This is a genomic window from Exiguobacterium sp. E17S (assembly GCF_057772545.1).
In genome coordinates, this window is record NZ_JBYLRU010000001.1 from 1158939 (window position 1) to 1183830 (window position 24892).

General features: G+C 47.7%; 23 protein-coding genes, 1 other RNA gene, 1 pseudogene and 1 other annotated feature. Of the genes and pseudogenes, 2 read left to right on the top strand and 23 right to left on the bottom strand.

Going from position 1 to position 24892, the window contains the following annotated elements; genetic code table 11:
* Nucleotides 1-65: 65 nt before the first annotated feature.
* The 15 genes from AC3B4V_RS06095 to recD2 form a co-directional block, all read right to left on the bottom strand.
* On the bottom strand, nt 66-1709 hold the full coding sequence (locus AC3B4V_RS06095; RefSeq protein ID WP_488377975.1) for a peptide ABC transporter substrate-binding protein: 1644 nt from the start codon (nt 1707-1709) through the stop codon (nt 66-68).
* A gap of 204 nt (nt 1710-1913) precedes the next feature.
* A complete protein-coding gene (locus tag AC3B4V_RS06100; RefSeq protein ID WP_488377976.1) occupies nt 1914-3341 on the bottom strand; it encodes a peptide ABC transporter substrate-binding protein in 1428 nt (475 codons plus the stop codon).
* A gap of 226 nt (nt 3342-3567) precedes the next feature.
* The gene (gene fabF, locus AC3B4V_RS06105) at nt 3568-4806 is read right to left on the bottom strand and encodes a beta-ketoacyl-ACP synthase II (RefSeq protein WP_133207561.1); all 1239 of its coding nucleotides are present in this window, start codon (nt 4804-4806) and stop codon (nt 3568-3570) included.
* A 1-nt stretch (nt 4807) separates the two neighbouring features.
* Nucleotides 4808-5752 carry a beta-ketoacyl-ACP synthase III gene (locus AC3B4V_RS06110; protein WP_050677578.1) on the bottom strand — a complete coding sequence of 315 codons (945 nt, stop codon included), beginning with the start codon at nt 5750-5752 and terminating at the stop codon, nt 4808-4810.
* A 106-nt stretch (nt 5753-5858) separates the two neighbouring features.
* Nucleotides 5859-6557 carry a 5'-methylthioadenosine/S-adenosylhomocysteine nucleosidase gene (gene mtnN / locus AC3B4V_RS06115; RefSeq protein WP_023468903.1) on the bottom strand — a complete coding sequence of 233 codons (699 nt, stop codon included), beginning with the start codon at nt 6555-6557 and terminating at the stop codon, nt 5859-5861.
* A 52-nt stretch (nt 6558-6609) separates the two neighbouring features.
* The gene (gene greA, locus AC3B4V_RS06120; RefSeq protein ID WP_023468904.1) at nt 6610-7083 is read right to left on the bottom strand and encodes a transcription elongation factor GreA; all 474 of its coding nucleotides are present in this window, start codon (nt 7081-7083) and stop codon (nt 6610-6612) included.
* 56 nt (nt 7084-7139) lie between these two features.
* Nucleotides 7140-7787 carry a uridine kinase gene (gene udk, locus AC3B4V_RS06125; RefSeq protein ID WP_023468905.1) on the bottom strand — a complete coding sequence of 216 codons (648 nt, stop codon included), beginning with the start codon at nt 7785-7787 and terminating at the stop codon, nt 7140-7142.
* A gap of 16 nt (nt 7788-7803) precedes the next feature.
* Nucleotides 7804-8442, bottom strand: coding sequence for an O-methyltransferase (locus tag AC3B4V_RS06130; protein WP_023468906.1), 639 nt, complete (start codon nt 8440-8442; stop codon nt 7804-7806).
* Nucleotides 8443-8513: 71 nt separating this feature from the next.
* Nucleotides 8514-9662, bottom strand: a complete 1149-nt coding sequence (mltG, locus tag AC3B4V_RS06135; RefSeq protein WP_488377977.1) for an endolytic transglycosylase MltG — start codon at nt 9660-9662, stop codon at nt 8514-8516.
* A 78-nt stretch (nt 9663-9740) separates the two neighbouring features.
* Nucleotides 9741-10034, bottom strand: coding sequence for a DUF1292 domain-containing protein (locus tag AC3B4V_RS06140; protein WP_023468908.1), 294 nt, complete (start codon nt 10032-10034; stop codon nt 9741-9743).
* Complete coding sequence (locus AC3B4V_RS06145; RefSeq protein WP_023468909.1) at nt 10021-10308, bottom strand: DUF1292 domain-containing protein; 288 nt, start codon at nt 10306-10308, stop codon at nt 10021-10023. Before AC3B4V_RS06145 ends, AC3B4V_RS06140 begins: the two co-directional genes overlap by 14 nt.
* 14 nt (nt 10309-10322) lie before the next feature.
* Entirely contained in the window at nt 10323-10745 is a 423-nt protein-coding gene (ruvX, locus tag AC3B4V_RS06150; RefSeq protein WP_023468910.1) for a Holliday junction resolvase RuvX, read from the bottom strand.
* Entirely contained in the window at nt 10742-11011 is a 270-nt protein-coding gene (locus AC3B4V_RS06155) for an IreB family regulatory phosphoprotein (protein ID WP_029342229.1), read from the bottom strand. Before AC3B4V_RS06155 ends, ruvX begins: the two co-directional genes overlap by 4 nt.
* 34 nt (nt 11012-11045) lie before the next feature.
* On the bottom strand, nt 11046-13688 hold the full coding sequence (alaS, locus tag AC3B4V_RS06160; protein ID WP_290720438.1) for an alanine--tRNA ligase: 2643 nt from the start codon (nt 13686-13688) through the stop codon (nt 11046-11048).
* Nucleotides 13689-13745: 57 nt separating this feature from the next.
* Nucleotides 13746-13956: a binding site (T-box leader), on the bottom strand.
* A gap of 42 nt (nt 13957-13998) precedes the next feature.
* Nucleotides 13999-16224, bottom strand: coding sequence for an SF1B family DNA helicase RecD2 (gene recD2 / locus AC3B4V_RS06165; protein ID WP_023468913.1), 2226 nt, complete (start codon nt 16222-16224; stop codon nt 13999-14001).
* Between the two features lie 116 nt (nt 16225-16340).
* Here recD2 and AC3B4V_RS06170 point away from each other — a divergent pair, with 116 nt between their 5' ends.
* Complete coding sequence (locus AC3B4V_RS06170; protein ID WP_023468914.1) at nt 16341-16889, top strand: VOC family protein; 549 nt, start codon at nt 16341-16343, stop codon at nt 16887-16889.
* Nucleotides 16890-16933: 44 nt separating this feature from the next.
* Here the strand turns inward: AC3B4V_RS06170 and AC3B4V_RS06175 are convergent, their stop codons facing one another.
* From AC3B4V_RS06175 to cymR, 4 genes and pseudogenes are all read right to left on the bottom strand, one after another.
* A complete protein-coding gene (locus tag AC3B4V_RS06175; RefSeq protein WP_023468915.1) occupies nt 16934-17599 on the bottom strand; it encodes a tetratricopeptide repeat protein in 666 nt (221 codons plus the stop codon).
* 13 nt (nt 17600-17612) lie between these two features.
* Nucleotides 17613-18734 (bottom strand): tRNA 2-thiouridine(34) synthase MnmA, encoded by a 1122-nt coding sequence (gene mnmA, locus AC3B4V_RS06180; RefSeq protein WP_050677584.1) that lies wholly within the window; start codon nt 18732-18734, stop codon nt 17613-17615.
* 16 nt (nt 18735-18750) lie between these two features.
* Nucleotides 18751-19878, bottom strand: coding sequence for a cysteine desulfurase family protein (locus AC3B4V_RS06185; RefSeq protein WP_488377978.1), 1128 nt, complete (start codon nt 19876-19878; stop codon nt 18751-18753).
* Nucleotides 19879-19891: 13 nt separating this feature from the next.
* Nucleotides 19892-20295 (bottom strand): annotated as a pseudogene (gene cymR, locus AC3B4V_RS06190) (cysteine metabolism transcriptional regulator CymR).
* A 60-nt stretch (nt 20296-20355) separates the two neighbouring features.
* Between cymR and AC3B4V_RS06195 the strand changes: the two are divergent.
* Nucleotides 20356-21693: a replication-associated recombination protein A gene (locus tag AC3B4V_RS06195; RefSeq protein WP_047393656.1), complete on the top strand. Its 1338-nt coding sequence runs from the start codon at nt 20356-20358 to the stop codon at nt 21691-21693.
* Between the two features lie 11 nt (nt 21694-21704).
* On the opposite strand, the gene AC3B4V_RS06200 is transcribed toward AC3B4V_RS06195, so the two are convergent.
* The 4 genes from AC3B4V_RS06200 to AC3B4V_RS06215 all read right to left on the bottom strand — a co-directional run bounded on the left by AC3B4V_RS06200 (nt 21705) and on the right by AC3B4V_RS06215 (nt 24886).
* Nucleotides 21705-22469 (bottom strand): tRNA threonylcarbamoyladenosine dehydratase, encoded by a 765-nt coding sequence (locus AC3B4V_RS06200; protein WP_023468920.1) that lies wholly within the window; start codon nt 22467-22469, stop codon nt 21705-21707.
* A gap of 93 nt (nt 22470-22562) precedes the next feature.
* Nucleotides 22563-22752, bottom strand: a non-coding RNA gene (gene ssrS / locus AC3B4V_RS06205) — 6S RNA.
* Between the two features lie 74 nt (nt 22753-22826).
* Nucleotides 22827-24011, bottom strand: coding sequence for a DASH family cryptochrome (locus AC3B4V_RS06210; RefSeq protein WP_488377979.1), 1185 nt, complete (start codon nt 24009-24011; stop codon nt 22827-22829).
* Between the two features lie 290 nt (nt 24012-24301).
* Complete coding sequence (locus AC3B4V_RS06215; protein ID WP_214859640.1) at nt 24302-24886, bottom strand: DNA-3-methyladenine glycosylase; 585 nt, start codon at nt 24884-24886, stop codon at nt 24302-24304.
* Nucleotides 24887-24892: the final 6 nt, after the last annotated feature.

Genomic DNA, 24892 nt, shown 5'->3' on the forward strand with positions numbered 1-24892 from the left:
GTCTTTTTTATTGCCGCAAACAAAAAACTGCTTCCGAATTAAATCGGAAGCAGTTTTTATTTTGCTTATTTTCCTTCGATTGAAGCCCATTTGTACGAGAAGTCTGCGCCGAAGTTATGCTCGACGACTCCTTTGACGTATGGTTTAACGAGGAATGCACGTCCACGCTGATAAACAGGTGAGATCGCTGCAGAGTCGAGAAGGATTTTCTCAGCTTCTTGCAATTCAGACCAGCGTTTTGCTGCATCTGTTTGTGTTTGAGCATCTTTGATGAGTTTATCGTACTCTTCATTTGACCACTTACCACGGTTGTATGGTCCGTCTGTCAAGAAGAGATCGAGGAACGTCATTGGATCTTGGTAGTCAGGTCCCCAGCCCGCGAGCGAGAATTGGAAGTCCCCTTTATTTTCAAGATCAAGTTTGTTTTTGAATGGTTGTTGTTTGATTGTGACCTTCATACCTGGAAGGTTTTTCTCAAGTTCACCTTTCAAGAACTCACCGATTTTCTTCGAATCATCGCTATCATAGTTCAAGAGCTCAAGATCAACCGATTTTTGACCAATTTCTTTGAGACCCTCTTCCCAAAGTTTTTTCGCTTCGTCAGCATTGAATTCATTGAATCCAGGGTACTTGTCGCGGAAATCTTTTCCGTCAGCATCTTTCGCGAAATCTTTTGGTACGAGATAGTTCGCTGGAAGTGATCCGTTTGCGAGGATGACATCCGTGATCCCTTTTTTATCGTAACCCATGTCGATTGCGCGACGGATTTTTTCGTTATCAAGCGCTTTTACCTTCGTGTTGAGGTAGAGGTAGAAGATTGTTGATTCACCTTTTGTTTTGAATTCTTTATTATCTTTGAACTGGGCAACGAACTCAGATGTTAAACCTGTGCGATCGATATCACCTTTTTCGTACAAGTTAACGCCTGTCGCTGTCTCTTTAACGACCTTAACGTTGATCGTTTTAAGTTTAACGGCATCTTTATCCCAGTAGTTATCGTTTTTGACCATTTTCCAGCCTTGCTCACGTGTCCACTCTGTTAATTTGAATGGTCCGTTATAGAGCGACTTGTCTGCAGTCGAACCGAAGTCTTTCCCGATCTTCTTCGAGAGTTCTTCTGATTTCGGCATGAATGGACCGAATCCAGTGAGTCCGAGGAAGTAATCTGCAGGTGCTTTTAACTTAACTTCAAACGTTTTGTCGTCGATTGCTTTGACGCCGACAGCATCACGCTCGCCTTTTTTCGTATTGTACTCTTCTGCACCTTCGATGTTGTAGAAGACGTATGCATACTGTGAAGCGTTCTCCGGGTTGAGAACTTCTTTCCATGCATATTCGAAGTCTTTAGCTGTGATTGGAGTACCGTCAGACCATTTCGCATCACGTAATTTGAACGTGTATGTTAATTTGTCATCTGAGACTGTATGACTTTCAGCGATACCTGGCGTTGGTTGCTGTTTGTCATCAAGACGGTAAAGACCTTCCATCGTGTTGTTCAACACGTTGAATGAAACCGAGTCTGTTGAAGTCGTCGGGTTAAGTGTCGGGATATCCGAACCTTCGATCAAGTTAAGTGTTTGATCACTAGATTTTTTGTCTGAACCTGTGTCGCCCGATTTGTCGCCTGAATCCGTTGTCGAACAAGCTGCGAGGAACGCACTTGATACGAGAGCTACCGATGTAGCTAAAGCAAAACTTTTCTTCTTCATGTTACGATGACCCCCCTAGGTTTCTAAAAAATGATACTGTCAGGTTTTTGACCGAAAAAAAAAGAATTACTATATTCGAATCAAACCCTTCGTTACAAATAGTTTACAATGTTCTGATAATTTTGCAAACCTTTTATCCGATTTTTCTAAATATTTTTTCAAAAAAGACTGGGACCTCACGAAAAAATGGTCCCAGCTCAGTGATTATTTTAGTATTTTCATTGCGCGAAGTAGGTATTCCGGTCCATAAATCGGTACTTCGATTCCTTGAATAGTATCAGAAACATATAATTTCTCTGTCGTCTGATACAAAGGAACGATGACGGCATCTTGATTGATCAACTGTCTTTCAGCTTGATGATACAATGCCTGTTTTTTCTTCATATCTCGTACCTGCCGTGCTTTTTCGATCATTTGATCGTACGTGTCGGATTGATAGTTTACGGAATTCAACGGATTATCTGAGACGAACTGATTCAAATATGCAAGTGGACCTGGATAATCCGGCATCCATCCCGTTAACGTCATCGCGTACTGAGCCGACTGTTCTTTATCGATCTTCTCTTCAATCGCAACGGGTTTAAGAACGATATCAATATCAGGCAACTGTCTCTCAAGATACGTCTCAAGTTGTTGGCCAATCCGCTTCGCCTGTGGGTCCTCGAAGTTCAGCATCTCGATTCGTTGTTTCTTCTGTTGTTTACCATTTTCTTTTTTTACTTGTACCGGTTCTGTCATTAATACATTCGTATCTGTGACGACGAATCGATTCGTCGGAATGCCTGCATATCCTAAAGGAAGTTGAACGGACTCTTTTTCCATCAAGGCGTAAGCAATTCGTTTTCGGAGTGTCTTTTCGCGGAAGGCTTCATTTCTTTGATTAAATGCGATATAAAAGACACCGCTCCGCTTTTTTTGATAGGTTGGTCGAGAGACTTGATCTTCTTGTGTCTCGACACTCTCTTGTAACGGAAGAATCGCTGCTTTACTGTTCTCATACGTACTCCATTGCGTCTGATGATCAGAGATGATGCGACTTTTCACTTCCTCGACTGTGACAACATTTTGTTGATGATACTGGTTGTTTTTCTTGAGCGTATATCCGTTTTTCGACATCTGTTCTAGTGTAAACGCACCATTACCCGTGAGGTCTTGCCACTTCTTAGATTCGGGTTGTGGATAAAAGACGGACATCGCGAGTAATTCTTTTAGATTCGAAACCGGCTGATTCAGCGTGATGACAAGTTGGTCGCGTCCTTTCGCCTTTACACCTAAACGCTCTGGCTTCATTTTTCCGTCATTGACGGCACGTCCATTTTCAAACACTTCAAATAAAAAACCATAAGGAGAATTCGTTTTATTAGCTGCGACACGTCGGAAACTATCGACAAAGTCTTGTGCCGTGATCGGCTGACCCTGCGCATTTTTCGTTTGTTTGAGTTGAATCGTATACGTCAGACGATCCTTTGAGACTGACATATCCTGTGCTAATCCTCTACGGACGGATGTCCCAGAAGTAAAGACGTATAACCCTTCATACAGTTGTGCTAACAGTGTCTGAGAACGACTATCCGTCGCTAACGCAATATCGGATGTCTTCGGAAGTGATGATTCAATTAATTCAACCTTCACTGCTTGTGACTCCTGATCTGTTTTCGTTTTTTGAGATGATGATAGACGGTATATGAGCGTACCACTAAGACCAATCAATAAAAATAGGATCAGTATCATGATTGATGTTTTTCTTGTGATGTTAGTCATAAACGACTCCTTTCTGCGTCAAACACGCATTTCTCTATTGAATCAGAAAATCAGCAAAAAAGCGACCCCCTCGTTTTTCCAAGGGAATCGCTTAAGCTTAAGCTTCGTAACGTTTGAAGACGAGTGATGCGTTGTGTCCACCGAACCCGAGCGAGTTGCTCAGGGCGTAATTCAATTCGACGCTCCGTGCACCTTCCGTCACGTAATCAAGATCGCAGCCTTCACTCGGCTGTTTGAGATGAATCGTCGGGTGAACGGTTTGTTCTTGTAACGATTTGATCGTCGCAATCGCCTCGACGCCACCAGCGCCACCAAGTAAGTGACCAATCATCGATTTCGTCGAGTTGACGACGAGTTGTTTTGCCTGTTCACCGAAAACACTGTGGATTGCTTTTGTTTCAAGAATGTCGTTCATCGGTGTGCTCGTTCCGTGTGCATTGATGTATCCGACTGCTTCTGGTGCGATACCCGCATCTTGGATTGCCATTGCCATCGCACGCGCTCCACCGTCTCCATCTGGATCTGGAGCTGTGATGTGGTAGGCGTCAGCTGTTAATCCATACCCACTGACTTCAGCATAGATTTTTGCGCCACGTGCGACCGCATGCTCGTACTCTTCAAGAATCAAGATGCCTGCCCCTTCTCCCATGACGAATCCATCACGTCCTTCGTCAAACGGACGGCTTGCTGTCTCAGGATCGTGATTCGTTGACATCGCTTTGTTGGAACAAAAACCAGCAAACGCTAAGTTCGTGATTGGTGCTTCCGCTCCACCAGCGATCATGACATCTGCATCGCCCCGTTCGATGACACGAAGTGCTTCCCCGATGGCATTCGTTCCTGAAGCACATGCAGTGACGGAACAGTTATTCGGTCCCTTGGCTCCGGTATAGATCGATACCTGACCGCTTGCCATGTTCGGAATCATCATCGGAATGAAGAACGGGCTGACACGACGGTGTCCACGCTCGAAGTAAATTTTTGCTTGTTTCTCGATTGTCTCAACGCCACCGATTCCTGATCCAATCCAGACACCTGCACGTTCAGCAATCGACTTGATATCAATTCCAGCATCTTTTACAGCTTCCATGCTTGCGACAAGTGAGTAATGAACGAAGCGGTCCATCTTGCGTGCTTCTTTCGCCTCGATGAATTCTGTCACGTCGAAGTTCTGCAATTCGCCAGTGACCTTCGTTGGATATTCATCGATATCGAGACGCTCCATCGGTCGAATCCCGTTCGTTCCTTCTTTTAATGCTTCCCAGAATGTATTGGCATCGTTCCCGATTGGTGTCAGTGCTCCGATTCCTGTGACTACAACGCGTTTTCTCATCATCTTATGTGTTCTCTCCTTTAGTCCAAGTAATGTATGCTGCTCCCCAAGTCAATCCGGCACCGAATCCAGCAAGTACGAGCTTCGTACCAGGTGTCAGGCGTCCTTGTTGACGTGCTTCTTCGAGTGCAAGTGGGATTGAAGCAGCCGATGTATTCGCATGCTCATCGATGGTGACGATGACTTTCTCTTGCGGTATATGCAGCCGTTCGCACGCTGCATCGATAATTCGCAGGTTTGCTTGATGCGGGATCAAGATATCGATGTCTTCGAGCGTACTATCCGCTTTTTGAATGACTTTTTCAACGATTTCCGGTAATTTGCGAACAGCGAACTTAAAGACTTCACGACCATTCATTTCGATCGGTCCATCGATGTCCTTAAATAATAAATGTGCTCCGCGTCCATCTGTTCCAAGTTCAAAGGCATTAAGACCCGCTTGCTCAGTTGGTCCGATGACGACTGCCCCTGCACCGTCTCCAAATAAGATGGCAGTTGACCGGTCTGACCAGTCGACGATACTCGACATTTTTTCAGCACCGATGACGAGCGCATGTTTTCCTTCGACTGTTGCTAACATGCTAGCAGCTGTTTGTAATGCAAAGATGAAACCACTACATGCCGCACTAATATCGAATGCAGTCGCTCCTCGTGCTCCAAGACGCTCTTGAACGATACAGGCAGTAGATGGAAACGCCCGTCCTGTTGCCGTTCCGACGACAATCAACCCGATGTCCTCTACTGTCAATCCAGCATCATCAAGCGCTTTCTGAGCAGCTTCTGTCGCTAAGTCAGTGACATCCACATCATCGGCTGCAATCCGTCGTGCCCCGATTCCTGTCCGTGTCCGAATCCATTCATCGCTCGTATCGAGCGTCGTTGCTAATTCATCGTTCGTCACGCGGCGTGACGGCAAAGACGTTCCTAATCCTACAATCCCGATCTTCATAAGGCATCCCCTTTTGTTATTAGTATCTGGTACTAATATAAAGCGTTAAAATGCTTTTGTCAAAGAAAAAAGGAAGAGCATGGTCTCCCGTGCCCTTCCCCATACCTCATTCTGCTAACGTCCGTACGACTTCCATGACCATTTTAGCGGAATTGATTGACGCAATCTCGAGGAACTCATCAAACGAGAGTGACGCTTCTTCATTGGCGCTATCTGAAATCGAACGCGTTACGACGAACGGAACACCGAACTGATGACAGACTTGTGCGATTGGTGCTGCTTCCATCTCGACGGCTGCGACTTCTGGGAAGTGCGCCTTGATTTGAGCAGAGCGCTCTGAATCGTGGATGAACGAATCACCTGTCGCAATCAATCCATGAACGACGCGAATTGCATCCATCCGCTCGATGACGGCTTCTGCTGTCGCAACAAGCTTCGGATCTGCTTGATAGGCAGCTGGCATTCCAGGTACCTGTCCATATTCGTATCCAAATGCCGTCACGTCGACGTCGTGATGTCGCACTTCTGTTGAGACGACGACATCCCCGACCGTTAACCCTTCCTTGAATCCGCCTGCTGAGCCTGTATTGATGACAGCACTTGGTTTGTAGTGGTCCAGCAATAATGTCGTCCCGATCGCAGCGTTCACTTTCCCGATTCCTGACTTCAAGATGACGACAGGAACGCTATTCAAGAGCCCTTCATAAAAATGATAGTTTGCGATGACTGTATCTTTACGTTCTGATAACTCATTACGCAATAAGTTGACTTCCTCTTCCATTGCGCCGATGATTGCGATTGGCATAATTCATTCCTCCATCAAACAGAAAGCCGGATTGCTCCGGCTCCTGTGTTCTTTATTTGATCGATGTAATTTTTACTGCGTATTCGCCGCCTGGTGCTGGTACAGAGACTTGATCTCCGACTTGGTGCCCCATTAAACTTTTCGCGATTGGTGATTCGTTCGAGATTTTACCCGTGAACGGATCTGCTTCGGCACTACCGACGATCGTGTACGTATCTTCTTCGTTATCTTCGACACTTAAGAAAGTGACTGTCGTTCCGATACTGACGACCGAGATATCCTTCTCTTCTTCTGAGATGATGGCAACATTACGAAGCATCTCTTCAAGTTGAGCGATCCGGCCTTCGACCATCGCTTGCTCTTCTTTTGCTGAATCGTACTCTGCGTTCTCTGAAAGGTCACCGAACGAACGGGCGATCTTGATGTTCTCGACGACTTCTTTCCGGCGGACTGACTTCAATTCATTCAATTCATTTTCAATGTTCGCTTTACCTTCAAGCGTCATGTAGTATTGCTTTTCTGCCATTTTTGTCACGCTCCTTTTTATTCCACTAGTATAGTATATTCACATCTTTTTTGGAATCAATATCCTCTTTGATCGAGTGCTGAACGATAATCAAGAATCGCTCGAATCTTCGTCACGAGTAAATCGATCGCGACATGATTCTCGCCGCCTTCCGGTACGATGATGTCCGCATACCGTTTTGTTGGTTCACAGAACTGCAGATGCATCGGACGAACGACGTTCGTGTACTGCTCAACGACTGAGTCGATTGAACGTCCACGTTCGTTGATATCGCGTTGCATCCGACGCAGAATGCGAACGTCCGCATCCGTATCGACGAACACCTTGATATCCATTAGTTCCCGTAACCGTTCGTCTTCAAGCGCTAAAATTCCTTCTACGATGATGACATCGCGTGGTTCGAGACGAATCGTTTCTTGTGCCCGTGTGTGGGCGACATAATCATATACCGGTTTTTCAACGGCAATGTTTTCACGGAGCGACTGAATGTGCTCGATCAACAGACCATTATCAAAAGCGAACGGGTGATCATAGTTTGTCTGATACCGCTCCTCCATTGATAAATCACTTTGATCTTTATAATACGCGTCCTGCTCAATCATGACGATTGATTCACTTGGGAACGCATCGACGAGTGAACGTGCCACCGTCGTCTTCCCTGAACCCGTTCCGCCCGCTACACCAATTACTACCGGTTTTTGCATGTCATTCGTTCCTCCATCATTTCGACTTTTTCCGACTGACGGATACACCGTCACCGAGCGGAAAAATCGTCGTATCGTATTGTTCTTGTTCCATCATCCAGACCGTGAATTCCTTGACGAGACGCACGAGTCGACGTCTTCTTCGATCGAATGTCTTCGGATCGGACTCGAGGACATCTCCGTGTAAGAAGAGATTATCCGTATAGAGCACGCCGCCCTCAGGAATGAGTCGCCCATATCCTGCAAAGAATTTTTTATACTGTCCTTTAGCTGCATCAATGAAGACCGCATCGAACTGGTCTTCAAGCGTTTCGGCTAATTCTACTGCATCACCAAAAATGATGTCAATCCGGTCCGCCACATCTGACCGGGCGATGAAGGTTTTTGCTTCTTCATACCGCTTCGCATTTCGTTCAATCGTCGTAATACGCGCATCCGGTAGCGCACGCGCCATCCGAATCGCACTATATCCGATTGCAGTTCCGACTTCTAGAATGCGCTTCGGTTGTTGTAATCGCAGGAGCGATAACAAGACCTCGGAACCTGTCAGTTCGATGATTGGTATATGATGTTCTTCCGCATAACGCTCCATTTCTTCTAACAGAGCATCTCGAGGATGAATCATTGATTCGACATAGGTCGTGAAATCATTCACGCCATTCACTCCCTCTTCCGCATAAACAGGTTGACTTGAAGCGAACTTCCCGCTTCAACCCAACCCGTTGCTCATTGCTCTTTACTCGCTTCGTATTCCACCCATTCCGGCTTATACTTAACGACGTTTCGTTGATGTTCTTCATATGTCTCTTCGTATAGAATCTGTCCGCGTGGATGTTTATCACTTGGTGGACGAGCGAAGAAATAGACATATTTTGTTTTATTCGGATTTAACACGGCAAGTACCGAATCTTTACTGACCGTTGAAATCGGACCGATCGGAATGCCTTCGTACTTATACGTATTGTACTTCGAATTATTCTCGAGATCCTTCAGCGTCGTTAAGGCCGTATTTTCACCTGTGCCATACCAAACCGTTGGATCCGACTGTAACTTCATGCCGTCATCCAATCGATTTTTGAAGACACCAGCGATTTCACGACGATCATCTGGTGTCGCCGCTTCACGCTCGACCATGGAACCGAGACTGAGTACTTCATGGAAGGTCATGCCTGATTTTTGAATGGCATCCTCATTCTCATCGTAGACTTTTTCTGTTTCATCGAGCATCGTCTCGACGATTTGATCAATGCTTTTTCCTTTATCAAATTCATATGTTGCTGGGAAGAGGTACCCTTCAAGTGCATACAAGACACCATTCTTCTTCACTTCATCCGTCAACATCGGATATTTTTCAATCATGCTGTCGATGAATGTCGCATCCGTCAATTCTTCACGGACCGTCTCTTCCTTGAAGTTCGTTGCTTTCGCGATCAAAGCAATTTGACGATCCATCGTGATGCCTTCAGGTAACGTGATTTTCACATCCGCTGCCTTCATGACCGTTCCCGTCTTTAATTCATTGATGATTTCATCCGGGGACATGGCTTGTGACAGTGTATACGTACCCGCCTGGAATGACGATTCATTCTTGTAACGGACGTAGTAACGGAAAATCGTCTCGTTTGCAATCAAGTCTTTTTCCTTTAGTAAAGAAGCAATCGAACTCGTCCCTGCTCCTAAAGGAATTTCGACTTTGACGGATTTCGTCGCTGTTTCATCGACTGGTTCAAGCGCATTTTTCAAAAAGACATAGACGACCGCACTGGCAACTAGAAAAATCGTCAACAATACAGAAAGGATGATTAGCGTAATCCGGCGTGATGTCCGGCGTCGCCTTTTTTCGATTTCAGCATTTTGCTTCCATTCGTTCTCCATCGGTTCCTCCTTCTTCTCTTAAAACAAGGTGACATCGTAAGAGAAAGTCTCTTACGACGTCACCTGTCATGAGTCGGGTTAGTCTAACTGGTCTTCGAGCGTGTTAAAGACTTCTTCGATTTCATCCCAAGTCGCTGTATCGTCTTCATCGATTGGTACGAGGTTGAAGTCGTTATCTCCATCACCGTATTCGTCGAGTTCGTAAACGAAGATGTCGACTTCTTCTGCTTCGTCATAGTCTGCTCCGATTGGCTCGAGGAAGATGTATGTCTTGCTCGAACGTGGGCTTTCATAACGCAGACGTTCTACGAATTCGAAATCATTTCCTTCGCCGTCCGGAATTACGTAACGTGTTGGTTCATTCTGTTGCATCAGTGATCCGCTCCTTTAACGCAAGCTCGAGTTCATCCCAAGTTTGCTCATCATTTTCATCGATCAGGCTCAATTCGAAATCATCTTCGCCTTCTCCATATTCATCGATCTCACAGATGATCAGATCATCTGCTCCTTCGTCAGGGTTACCGATCATTTCAAGAAACAGATAGGTTTTTCCTGTACGTTCACTCGAGTAACGGTACCATTCTTCGAAAAGATGTTCGCCGCCCTCTTCATCTGGAAAGAGATACTGACGTTTTTCTTCAGCCATCGGTTTCTCCCCCTTCATCGGTTCGTCCGATCCAAGTACGATTGCAGGATCATGACGGCAGCCATCTTATCGATGACTTGTTTACGCTTTTTACGGCTGACATCGGCATCGATCAGCATCCGTTCTGCTTGCATCGTCGTCAACCGTTCATCCATGAAGACGACTTCAAGCCCGGTATGCTGTTCGATTTCCTTCGCAAAAGCTTCACTTGCTTCTGCGCGGGGACCGATGGAACCGTTCATGTTTTTCGGAAGACCAATGACTAGGATTTCGACATTGTATGTCTTCATGATGACATCGAGCCGTTTGAAGGCTTCTGGGTAATCCGGTTCCGTCCACTTGACCGTCTCGACGCCTTGCGCCGTCCAGCCCATCAAGTCACTGACCGCTACCCCGATCGTCTTCGAACCGACATCTAGTCCCATTGCACGTTTCATTTTGAATTTCCACTCTCCGCCAAATAAGATTTCACGAGTTCTTCGAGCAATTCGTCGCGTTCAATCTTACGAATTAAATTACGTGCGTCATTATGACGAGGAATGTAAGCAGGATCTCCTGAAAGGAGATAGCCGACGATTTGGTTGATCGGATGATATCCTTTTTCTTCTAAAGCATGATAGACCGTCAACAACACATCACGTGTCGCTGCTTTGTTATCGTCTTCCGGAAAGTTGAATTTCATCGTTTGATCCATCTGACTCACGTTCATCACCTCTTTCATATACACTACGTTTCTATTATGCCAGTGATTGCACGTATTGTGAAGCGTACGCGAGTGCTTCTTCTAATTTCGACGCATCTTTTCCGCCAGCTTGAGCCATGTCAGGGCGACCGCCACCGCCACCACCGCAGCGTGTTGCGACTTCCTTGATCAATTTACCAGCATGATAGCCTTGGTCGATTAAATCTTTTGAGACGCTTGCGACGAGATTGACTTTCTCACCTTGCGCACTTCCGAGAACGATGATTGCTGATCCAAGTGAACTCTTCAACTCGTCCATCATACCGCGAAGGGCGTCCATATCTGAGACGTCGACACGTTTCGCAAGCACACGCACACCGTTGATTTCCTCAACATCGTCCTTGAGCGAAGCAGCTTCGATGTTCGCGAGTTTTGCTTGCAACGATTCATTCGCCCGTTCCGTCTCACGGAGCTGTTGTTGCAGTGCTTCGATGCGAACAGGAACTTCTGTCGTCTTCGTCTTCAAGACAGCTGCTGCTTGTTCGAGTGTTTCCAAGTGTTGATTCATGACACGATACGCGCCTGCACCCGTTACCGCTTCGATTCGGCGTGTACCTGCACCGATACCCGACTCTGAAACGATCTTGAACAAGCCGATTTCTGCTGTGTTCCCGACGTGGATACCGCCACACAACTCGATTGAGTATGTGCCTGCTGAGACGACACGGACCGTTTCACCGTATTTCTCACCGAACAATGCCATTGCGCCTTTTGCTTTTGCATCGGCGATGTTCATCTCTTCGATATCAACCGGTAGTGATGCCCAGATTGCTTGGTTGACGTCTTGTTCAATCTTCGTCAACTCTTCTTGTGTCACTGCACCGAAGTGTGAGAAGTCGAAACGAAGACGATCTGGAGAAACGAGTGATCCCGCTTGGTTGACGTGTGTTCCGAGCGTATCTTTCAATGCTTTATGAAGCAAGTGTGTTGCCGTATGGTTTTTCGTGACGGCTTTACGCTCTGCTGCTTCGACTGTTGCAACGACGTCTGCCGCTTCCGTTGCGATCCCTGTACGAACGATGACCGTATGCAAGTTTTGACCGTTTGGTGCTTTTTGAACATCTTTGACATCAAGAACGAAGTCTTTGCCTTCGATTGTTCCTGTATCCGCGACTTCACCACCACTTTCAGCGTAGAACGGTGTGATGTCGAGAATGACTTGTGCTTCTTCACCAGCAGCGACTTCTGTGACTCGTTCTCCATCATGCACTAAAGCGATGATTTTCGCATCCGCCTTAAGGTCGGTATAGCCGACGAACGTACTTTTATCTTTTAGCGTCGAGAGGACTTCCGATTGCTGTTGCATCGAACCACTCTCTTCACGCGCTGCACGTGCCCGCTGACGTTGTGCATCCATCGCTAGTTTGAAACCTTCTTCATCAACAGACATCTGATGATCTTCCGCATACTCGACTGTCAATTCGAGTGGGAAACCATACGTGTCATACAGACGGAACGCATCTTCACCACTGATGACATGCTCACCGTTTGCCTTAGACGTCTGAGCGACTGTGTTCAAGATTGCAAGACCGTCATGCAGTGTCTCGTGGAAACGTTCTTCTTCGTTTTTGATGACACGCTTGATGAAGTCTGCTTTTTCTGGAACTTGTGGGTAGAAGTCGACCATGACATTCCCGACCGTATCGACGAGTTCATACATGAACGGACGCTCGATTCCAAGCATCTTCGCATAACGAACCGCACGGCGTAGTAAACGACGAAGGACATATCCGCGTCCTTCATTCGAAGGAAGCGCACCATCACCGATCGCGAATGATACGGTACGGATGTGATCTGCGATGACTTTGAATGCTACATCGAGTTTCGAATCATCACGGTAGATTTTACCGCTGATCTCTTCTGTTTTGTGAATGATCGGCATGAACAGATCCGTATCGAAGTTCGTCGGCACGTCCTGCATGACACATGCCATCCGTTCAAGTCCCATTCCTGTATCGATGTTTTTACGTGGAAGTTCCGTGTAGTTGCCGTGTCCATCGTGGTTATACTGACTGAAGACGATATTCCAGATCTCGAGATAGCGTTCGTTTTCGCCACCTGGATAGAGTTCTGAATCGTTCGGATCGTCTCCAAAAGCAGGTCCACGGTCGAAGAAGATTTCCGTGTTCGGACCAGATGGACCTTCACCGATTTCCCAGAAGTTATCTTCAAGTGGAATGATCCGTTCAGCCGGTACGCCGAGTTCAAGCCAGATTTGACGCGCTGCGTCATCTTCCGGGTGAATCGTGACCGAGAGACGTTCCGGGTCAAGACCGTACCAGTCATCACTCGTCAAGAGTTCCCAGCCCCATTTGATCGCATCTTCACGGAAGTAATCACCGACAGAGAAGTTTCCGAGCATCTCGAAGAACGTATGGTGACGTGCTGTTTTCCCGACGTTTTCGATATCGTTCGTCCGGATTGATTTTTGTGCGTTGACGATACGTGGATTATCAGGAATGACACGACCATCAAAATACTTCTTGAGTGTCGCAACCCCTGAGTTGATCCACAAGAGCGATGGATCCTCGACCGGTACGAGTGAAGCACTCGGTTCGATCGCATGCCCTTTGCTTTGGAAGAAATCAAGATACATCTGACGGATTTGTGCACCCGTTAATGGTTTTAGAGCTTTCATGAACAGTTACCCCCATTGGTTTTATTTGGACGCAAAAAAGCGATGCCTTCATCCCTGAAAAGGGACGAAAGCATCGCTTCCGTGGTACCACCCTCGTTCGTAAGCAATCCATTGCTTACCTCGAACATCTGATAACGGGGATGACCCGCAGGTGTTTACACCCGACTCCGGAAGGAGCTTCAAAGGAACTCGAGAAAGTGATTGCAGCAGACTCACTTCTCTCTGGACTCGAGTTTTCCTTTTACTTATCTTCCATCAACGTGTTACGTCCATTCATCTATCGTGATTATTACCTATCGCACAGCATCCGTCAAGTCTTTGTCACACCACCGAGTCGTTCAATCAATCGTGTTCGGCGCCGAGGCTCTTCTTCTTGTGACGCTTTATGAAACGCTCGTGGGTCGCCGAACAATAATAAACTCGACTTCGCACGGGTGACCGCCGTATAAATCAAGTTTCGGGAATGCTTGAATGCCCCCGTGAAATAGACCGGCATCAAGACGATCGGAAACTCGGACCCTTGTGCCTTGTGAATCGTAATCGCGTAGGCATGCGTGAATTGATCCCAGTCACTTCGGTTGTACTCGACTTCCGTCTGGTCGAAGCGGGCGATGATCTTATCCACCTTGTCGACGTTTTCTTTGGCGAAGAAAATATTGACGATTTCGCCGATATCTCCGTTATAGACGTTCTCTTCCGCATTGTTGACGAGCTGAAGAATCTTATCCCCGGTCCGGTAAATCCGCGTCCCTTGTTTGACTTCGCGTTTCTTTGGTTCCTCCGGATTGTAGACGCGTTGCAAGGCGACATTCAGTTCGTCGATTCCGACCTGACCACGGTAAGTCGGTGCCAGAACCTGAACATCGAATTTCGAATACCCTTTTGCAAGTGCTTTTTCCGCGAAGGCTGAGATGCCGCGTAACGTCTCTTGCGGAGACGCGGTGTAAAAGCGACGATCCGCAAGTGGTGATAACAAATCAGCTGACGTCGTCCGGTTCTTCAAATCGTGCGCGAGCCGTAAAATCGAAGAATCTTCCGCTTGGCGATGGACGACGTTCAAACGAACGACGGGAATCCCTTCCGTATCCATCAAATCTGCCAGCACCTGCCCTGGACCGACGGATGGTAACTGATCGCGGTCACCGACGAATAAGATTTTCATGCCGTTCGGCACAGCACGGAGCAGACTTGATAACAAGTAGATATCAATCATCGACGACTCATCGATGATCAGTACTTTTCCCGTGATCGGCTGATCTTCATTCAGCTGAAAGTTCGTTCCGTCATACTTCAATAGACGATGAATCGTCATCGCTGGGACGTCCGTTGCTTCCGATAGACGTTTAGCGGCGCGTCCGGTCGGTGCGACAAGAACGTACGGATAGACATCCCCCGTCTTGACGCGACTTTTCTCAAGCGGCCAATCATGAATTTCTTGGAGGGCATGTAAAATTCCCTTGATGACGGTCGTCTTACCGGTACCGGGTCCACCTGTCAGAACCATTAACGGTGCTTTGACCGCTAACTCGATCGCTTCCCGCTGTTGCGCCGCATATTCCATGCCAAACTGTTCTTCGAGGTGCCCGATTGCTTCAAGGATCGTCGCGACATCGACTTCCTGTTCGGCACCGTTCGCCATGACACGCGCGAGTTCCTTCGCCGCCCGAACTTCCGCATAAAAGATCGTCGGTAAATACAGACAGCCTTCTTCGAGCTTGACCTTATCTTCAGCGAGCAACAGTTCAATCGCTTGTTCTAGCCGTTCCCCTGGGTCTTCACCAAGCAACCGGGGCGCCCGTTGCAATAGCGAGTCGACTGTCGCAAAGGCATGTCCCTCTCCTGCTTCTTGTTCTAATATGTGCATGATCGAAGCAGCGACGCGCTCCGGGTGTAATCCGACAAGTCCAAGATGTGATGCAATATGATCGGCTGTCTTAAAACCAATCCCATTCACTTCATACATCAAGGAATATGGATTCTCTCGTATTCGCGCCATGGCGTCCCCTTCGTAAGCAGCATAAATCTTTGCCGCTAGCTTCGGTGTGACATCAAATGGCGCTAGAAACAGCATTAACTGATCGACACCGTATAACGTGGCGAGTCGACTCAATATGATGTCAGCTTGTTTTTGTTTTAACCCAGGCACCTGATTCAGTACCCGTTCATCCTTCAAAATGAGATCCACTGCCTCTTCTCCGAGAGCATCGACGATATTTTTCGCTGTCTTCGGACCAATGCCGGTGAACGAACCATTCGTCAAGAAGCGGATCGTCGCATGTTTTGTCATCGGAACCGATCGACGAATCAGCTCCGCCTTCAGTTGTTTTCCGAATCGGGGGTGATCAACGAGACGACCGAATGCTTGATACGTTCCTCCGAGTTCGATTCCAACTCCTGTACCCGTGATGACGAGCTCGGTTTCTTTCAGTTCAAAGTTCTTTTCTTTGACGGCGACCAATACAATGGAGTGTGCTTCTTCTTCAGAAGAAAAGAGCACACGTTTGACGCGCCCGACGACTTGATGGGGGTGCTCCATCACTCCACCTTCTTTCTCTCTTTTTCATTCGCTGCTTTCATCATAGCATTCGTTTACCGGATTTTAAATCAGGGAAAGATACCCTGAAACATTTCGTTAAGAGGAGGAGTTTAAGGATGGCACGTTTACCGATTGCAGGATTGTGTGAATTAGTACTTGAAGTCGAGGATATGGATCGTGCGGTCGGCTTTTGGAATGGGACACTAGGCATTCCAGTCGTCGAGCAATGGGCTCCTGAGGACGCTGAACCGAGCAAAGAACAATCTAAGCAAGACGGGGTTTGGGCAACGTGGCTCTACATTGGCGGTAACACTCGACTCGGTCTGTGGCTGAAACGGGACTTTACGATGGAAGAACGGACCGTCAAACACTTACCAGTGTCCGAATGGGACACGTTGTACGATGAAGGTGGTGTCCATGTCCACTGTGCTTTTTACGTTGAGAAGGACGAGTTCCAGCAAGCCTTGAATCAATTGCGGGAAGCATCGATCACCGTAAAGCTCAGAGAATGGGACGAACAGGAGACCTCGAATCAAAAAGAGCATTCTGCTTATTTCAAGGATACGGAAAATAACGTCATCGAACTGTACACGAAAAACATGGATGAAGCCTATGAAGACTTTTCCGGTCCACCACTTCGTGTCATCCGTGAAGTTGGGAATTAAATAGCATAAAAAAGACGACTCCAGGCGGAATCGTCTTTTTTATATCAGTCTGCTTGTTTTAATAACGCATCCATCTTCGCTTTCGCGTCCCGCGCAAGGGCGTGTTCCGGCTGGTAGGCAAGAACGGCTTCGAGTTCTGCATAACAGGCTTCCTGTTGACCAAGGAAAGCAAGGGCAATCGCATAATTGTATCGTGCATCTGTATGCGTTTCGTCAAGCATCAAGACGTGCTCGAACATCTCGACCGCTTCTTCCAACTTCTCGTTTTGCGCTAAGGCAAGTCCGTATTGGAATGCGATCTCGATATCGACACCGTTTAGTTCTGACGCACGCTGTAAACGGGGCAACCCGCGGACTGGATCACCGAGTTTTTGATACGTCATCCCAAGCATGAAATGGAGATCCGCGTCGTCAAGTCCATATAATAACGCTGCCCGCAATGATTCCTCTGCTTCGACGAGTTGATCGGCAGCAAAGAACAGCGCCCCTTTTGCATAATAGGCACTCGCAAACGTATTATCGATCATCAGTGCCCGGTCATAAAAACGAAGGGCACGATCAGCGTCGTTCATCGATTGGAGTAATGTTCCAAGATTGACGTACGCTGTCGGATCTTTTGGATTTTCTTCGATCGCGTCGTTAAACGCTTGCGCTGCTAATTCATAATTTCCAGCTTCTAGATGCCGGAATCCTACTTCATTATAGTTCATCTTCTTTTGCTCCTTACGCTAGATAAGCGAGGCGTTCGCCTGCTTTATAGGCTGCATCGATCGTCGCACCACCAAGACAGATATCCCCATCATAGAACACGACTGCTTGTCCTGGTGTGATTGCTCGTTGACGCTCATCAAATGAAACATCGAGTCCATCTTCGAGGACACGAACCGTGACGGCTGTATCTTGTTGACGGTAACGAAATTTCGCCGTACAACGGAATGTCTCACCGACCGGACGCTCAGATGTCCAGCTGACATCTGAAGCAAGTAATCCTTCCGAATACAACAATTCGTTATGGAATCCTTGATCGACATAGAGGATGTTCTCCTCTAAATTTTTCCCGACGACGAACCAAGGCTCTCCGTCGCCACCGATACCGAGTCCATGACGTTGCCCCATCGTATAGTACATCAATCCATCGTGACGTCCCATGACGTTGCCGTCAAGCGTCCGCATCTCACCGGGTTGCGCCGGTAGATATTGACCGAGGAACTGTTTGAAGTTCCGCTCCCCAATGAAGCAAATGCCTGTTGAATCTTTTTTCTTCGCCGTTGCGAGGTTCGCTTCTTCTGCGATCCGGCGCACTTCTGATTTTTCCATATGACCGATTGGGAACATCGCCTTCGCGATTTGCTCTTGCGACAATTGATTCAAGAAATACGTTTGATCCTTGTTCGTATCCACGCCTCGAAGCAATTTGTGTTCTCCGTCCTCATAGACGGCACGCGCATAGTGTCCTGTCGCGACGAAATCGGCACCAAGACGCATCGCGTGATCGAGGAAGGCTTTGAACTTGATTTCCTTGTTACACATGACGTCCGGATTCGGTGTCCGACCGAGTTTATATTCATCGAGGAAGTACGTGAAGACTTTATCCCAGTACTCTTTCTCGAAATTGACCGCATAATACGGAATGCCGATTTGGTTGGCTACGGCGATGACGTCTTCATAATCTTCCGTCGCCGTACAAAAGCCGTTTTCATCCGTGTCATCCCAGTTTTTCATGAAGATCCCGATGACGTTATAGCCTTGCTCTTTTAATAAATGAGCCGTCACAGAAGAATCGACACCGCCCGACATCCCAACGACGACTGTCGTTTCACTCGGGGCTTTCGCTCGTGTATTCATTTACTTCACCTCTTAGTTAATTCTGAAACGATTTTACGACATCTTGCAAGGCTTGTGCGAGTAGTTCGACTTGCGTGACCTCATTTCCGTGACCAAAACTGATCCGGACCGATGCCCGTGTTCGTTCATCTTCGCCATACATCGCCGATAAGACATGCGAAGGTTCGACGGATCCTGCCGTACATGCACTCCCGCTCGATACGGCCATCTGACGCATATCGAGCATGATCAAGAACGGTTCGATCTCAATCTGCGGGAAGTAAAGATTGAGGACATTCGGTAATCCTTCCACACCATTGACTTCGTAAGTGACGCCACTTTCATCCAAACGCGTTAGCAAAATGCTACGCAGTTGTTTGATGTGGTCCTGTTGTTGATCACGCTCTGCTACCATCAGTTCGAGCGCTTTCGCTAAACCGACGATTCCCGGTACGTTCTCTGTACCAGCACGACGCTTGCGTTCCTGTTCTCCTCCGAACGTTTGAGGCGCTAACTTCACACCAGTCCGTACATACAACAATCCGATTCCTTTTGGACCATTGATTTTATGACCAGACGCGGATAAGAGATCGACCTGTAACGCTTCGACATCGATTGCTTGTTTTCCGAACACTTGCACCGCGTCCGTATGGAACAAAATACCGCGTTCTCGTAAAAATTGACCGAATGCCGCAATCGGCTGAATCGTTCCAACTTCATTGTTGCCGAACATGATCGAGACGAGTGTCGTATCTTCCCGTACCGCTTCTTGCAAGGTAGCCATTGAGACGACGCCTGTATCTGGAACATCGAGATACGTGACGTCATAGCCTTGTTTTTCGAGTTCTTCGAACGCATGCAATACAGCATGGTGCTCAAACCGTGTCGTAATGAGATGACGCCCTTTTTCACGCGCCGCCTCAGCCGCACCGAAAATCGCATAATTATCCGATTCCGTTCCACCACTCGTAAAAATCAGTTCGGTTGGTTTCGCGTTCAATTCTTGTGCGATCTGCCGGCGTGCTTTGTCAATTGCTGCACGAGCAGACCGACCAGCCGCGTGGACACTTGATGGGTTGCCGTACTGTTCGAGCAAATAAGGCGTCATCGCCTCAAGGACTTCCGGACGCATCGGCGTCGTCGCCGAATGGTCAAAGTAATTCATTCGTTTTCACCTCTCAAATATAGAACATGTATCCTGTATCTTCTTCCGCTAAGTCTTGTAGCGTTGTTGAATCGAGTACTTGATCGACTGCTTGCTGGATTTTATCCCAAAGTTTGCGCTTCGTGACCTCGTCACACGCATCGCCTTCGACGACCACGAGTGGTCCTTCAAGCAGACGGATGATTTCACCCGCTGTGATGTTTTGCGCTTCACGACCGAGCTTATACCCGCCGTAAGCACCACGGACACTTTTGACGAGACCTCCATTACGAAGGGGGGCAATCAACTGTTCAAGATAATGCTCAGATAAGTCATACATCTGCGCGATTTTTTTAGGGATAATGGTTTAGATTCAGCTTCTTTCGCGAGTGCGATCATGATCGTCAGACCATATCGTCCTTTCGTCGAGATTTTCATCATGCGAAGGATCATCCTTTCTAGTATAGTAGTAGCTAAAAGTGGAAGGAGCGTATGTGTATGGCACATTTATTTGAATCCCAGTCACCTGCCGGACCGCTCGCGAATCGAATGCGTCCGCAGAATCTGGATGAAATCGTCGGACAACGCCATCTGATTGGAGAGACGACGCTCCTGCGGCGTGCCATCTTAGCCGATCGTCTCGGAACCGTCATTTTTTACGGTCCACCCGGAACCGGTAAGACGACGCTCGCGCGTGTCATCTCTAGTTATACGAAATCAGCGTTCGAGCAATTGAACGCGGTCACAGCGAAACTGGAACAATTACGGGAAATTCTAAAAGCGGCCGAAGCCCGTCTTCAGTTCGAGGATCAAAAAACGATTCTCTTTCTCGATGAGATCCATCGATTCAATAAGATGCAACAAGACGCCCTACTTCCGGCGCTTGAAGCAGGTACGATCACGTTGATCGGGGCGACGACTGAAAATCCGAGTTTTGAGGTCAATGCCGCTCTCCTGTCGCGGGCAACGGTTTTTCGTTTCGAACCCCCGACGGCAGATGACTTACGGATTGTCCTCGACCGGACCCTAAAAGACGAAGAGCGTGGTCTTGGCAAATATCCGATCACGATCACGGATGACGCGATCGATCATTACGTCAAGTTGTCGGATGGCGATTACCGGGCATTGTTGAATGCGCTTGAACTCGCCGTCTTAACGACACCGGAAATCGATGGTCAGATCACGATCGATCTCGCTGTCGCCGAGGAATCGATTCAACAAAAAGCATTGAAGTACGATAAGGACGGCGATCGGCATTATGATGTCATCTCCGCCTTCATCAAATCGATTCGGGGTTCCGATCCCGACGCTGCGCTCTACTGGCTCGCTGTCATGATTGAAGCGGGCGAAAGTCCGCGCTTCATCGTACGGCGTCTCTACGTCCATGCGGCAGAAGACATCGGTCTGTCTGATCCGCAAGCGTTATTGATGGTCGATGCCTGTGCACGCGCGTGCGAGTACGTCGGTTTCCCTGAAGCAAGGATTCCGCTCGCTGAAACCGTCTTATATCTCGCGACGGCACCGAAATCGAATGCTGTCATCTCAGCGATCGATCAAGCATTGACACTCGTCCGTCGTTCAGACGGTGGTCCGGTACCGCCGCACTTGCGCGATGCCCATCATCCAGGGGCAGCAGCACTTGGAAATGGCGTCACCTATCAGTATCCGCACGACTTCGAACATGCCTATGTGCCACAGAATTACTGGCCCGAGAACCTTGCCCGGACAAAACCGGTCTTTTATCGTCCGAGCCCACGCGGTTTTGAGAAACAACTGCAAGCTCGACTTGATTTTTGGAACAAACAAACAGCCACACATCAGAAAAAGCGACCATAAGGTCGCTTTTTTTAACGAACGCGTTCGATCGTCACGCCGGCTTCACGGACAATCTCGTTGATGACGTAGCTCGCTGCGATCAATCCACCAACTGATGGAACGAACGCATTTGAACTTGGCGGCATCTTTGCCTTACGAATTGCAGCCGCATCGTTTCCGACGACTTGACGGACTTCTTCGATGATCTTAACGGGCGGTTCATCGGAGAAGACGACAGGAACACCTTTATGGATGCCGGCTTTCCGAAGTTTCGTCCGAATGACCTTCGCTAACGGATCATAACTTGTATCTTTGATGTCAACGATCTTGATGCGTGTCGGATCCATCTTGTTCGCCATCCCCATGCTTGAGATGATCGGGATGTTGCGTTTCTTACATTCCTGAATCAAGTGAATCTTGAACGATACCGTGTCCGATGCATCGATGACATAATCCGGCTGCTGTTCGAAGAACGACTCGAATGTTTCTTCATTGTAGAACATCTTCAAGCGAACGATTTCAAGATCCGGATTGATTAACGCAAGACGTTCTGCCATCGCATCGACCTTCGGTTGACCAACCGTCGGAAGCAAAGCATGGATTTGTCGGTTGACGTTCGTGATGTCAATATCGTCTTTATCGACGAGAATTAAACGACCTACACCACTGCGGGCAAGTGCTTCTGCTGAGAACGATCCAACACCACCGATACCCAGAATAGCGACGGACTTGGATGCCAATGCGTCAAGTCCAGTTTTACCGATTGCTAGTTCATTACGCGAAAATTGATGTAACATCTCATAACCTCACAATACTCATACTGTTTTACTCGGAATTATATCATAAAAAAAAACGTCATGCGACGTGTCAAACAACAAAATAATAAGACGATGGGACCCGAAGTGCCGTGTCGATACCTTATTTTTGAACCTGCTGTGCAGGTGGGTGTCTTATCCGATTCCTATTCGTACGTCCTCCTGCTGTGTTACGAGGCATGTACTACTAGTTGGAACGTCAAACTCCCTATCAAAAAAGAGTGGCTCAAAGATAAAAGGCGGCTCTCGTACAATTCAGGAACCCCATCTGATGCATTTAATATAGCATCCTCCCCTCTGAAATGCAACTACTTCCCACTCCAGAAAAAGATGCTTTTTTCAGGTCCAACGTTTCGTGAACTGTTGCTTCGGATCATATCGTTGTTGTTGGAATGCGGGATCGAATCGTGGTGTGCGTGTTGCATTTCCGACACCCGCGATGAACGCCCAGTTGCCATAGTTCGAAGCGACATCATAGTCGATCAACTGCTGTTCGAAATATCGCGCTCCGATACGCCAGTCCTGCTTTAATTCATGAATCAGATAACTGGCAACGATCTGCCTGCCGCGATTCGACATCCATCCCGTCTCGCGAATCTCGTTCATGAAAGCATCGACGAACGGCACACCGGTCTTTCCTTCTATCCAACGTTCGACAGCTAGCTGGTCCGCCTTCCACGTGTATTGACCTTCTTGTAATCCACTCGCACGGAACAGACGGCTTCCTGTCTCACGCATCGTCAAATGGAAGAAGTCACGCCATAACAGTTCGAAATACAACCAGTACGTCGATTCATTCGCTCCTTTTTTTCGCTCGGCTTCCTGCAATTCAGCCATGACGCGACGCGGTGAGAGTGACCCGTTCGCTAGCCAGGCAGACAGCTTCGAAGAATCATTTCGTAAGAACCCATTCCGTGTTTCTTTATAGGTGAATACAGGCTCAGAAAGGTATTCCTGAAGGCGCGCTCTTCCTGCTGACTCTCCACCACGGAACGGGAACGCGATTTCGGGATTCGCTTCGACCGATTCTTCTTTTACTAACTGAATACCGGTTGGTGGATCGAGTGGATCGTAGAAGGTCCCTTTCGCCTCGACACGTTTTCGAAATGCCGTAAAGACACGCTTTAATTCATCACTTCCGATATCTTCCCGTCGATGTAATGTCTGTGTCTCAAAAGAACGGACGGCATACTTGTCTTCGATATACTGTTCACTTGCCACTTCTTCTGTGCCGGTCATCTTATGGAAATAGACGGTATCATCCGCTTGGAGATAAGAATCGAGTGTCTCATTTATCTCCCCTTCTACTATATCTAACGCAATCCCGATTTGAGACAGATGATCTGCTAGGCTCTCTAATGTCTCTTGTTCGAACCGTGCTTGTTGTGTACCTCTTTTAAAATCGCGTTTCTTTTGGTCTTTAACGTATACGGCACGAATGACGTCATGTTCTTCACAGGCACTCCGAAGTGCCTCATGATCATCGACACGTAAATCATGACGATACCAAACGACTGCTCCCATATTGATCGACTCCCTTCTACTTATACTATGACCCGACCAAGGTAGATAGAAAACCACTTGATGTGCCGATGAGGTTTTAAGACGTTGTTTTCGTGGAATATGATTAGTACAACAAATCAGAGGAGTGAATGAATCAATGGCAGCAAAACGCGGTAAACTCAGAACATTAATGACGCTCGTAACGACGGTTGGTCCAATCGTCTATAAATTCTATAAAAAACAGCAGTCGAAAAAATCAATCAACAATCCTAAATAAAAAATGGACGTCTCCTTATCGGAGCGTCCATTTTTTAACGTTTACTGACCCCTTCACTCGCCTCTACATAAAACCGCCATGGATAGGCTGTCGCTTCTCCTGCGTTCGGAATACCGATCCGTGTCGTCTGGACGATCGCATCGACCGGGTCAGCAACAAGTCGGAAACGGGTTTGATAGAGATCCTGACCTGAATCCGCTGTCGTGAGACCGAATCCTTGGCACAGTTTCGCTGGTCCATTGACGAGATTACGTCGTTGCACCGCTGTCAACTCTGCGTAGGAACAACCAAAACGACGTTCCGCGACGAGGTCGTGCCCACTGATGATTTCCGCACCTCGTAGCAACAGTCCGTATCCTTCCCCTTCATGTCCACAAACGATATTCATGCAGTGATGCATACCATATGTGAAATACACATAGAGATGCCCCGGTGGACCGAACATCGGTGCCGTCCGTTTCGTTGGTTTTCCGGAAAACGAATGCGCTGCTTGATCGTGAGGACCGAGATAGGCTTCGACCTCGACGATCCGCATCGTCACCTCATCGACTGTGATCTGTGTTCCTAAGAAGTCTGGACCGACTTCAACCGGAGACCGTTCAAAAAAGTGTCGTTCCATCCGTTC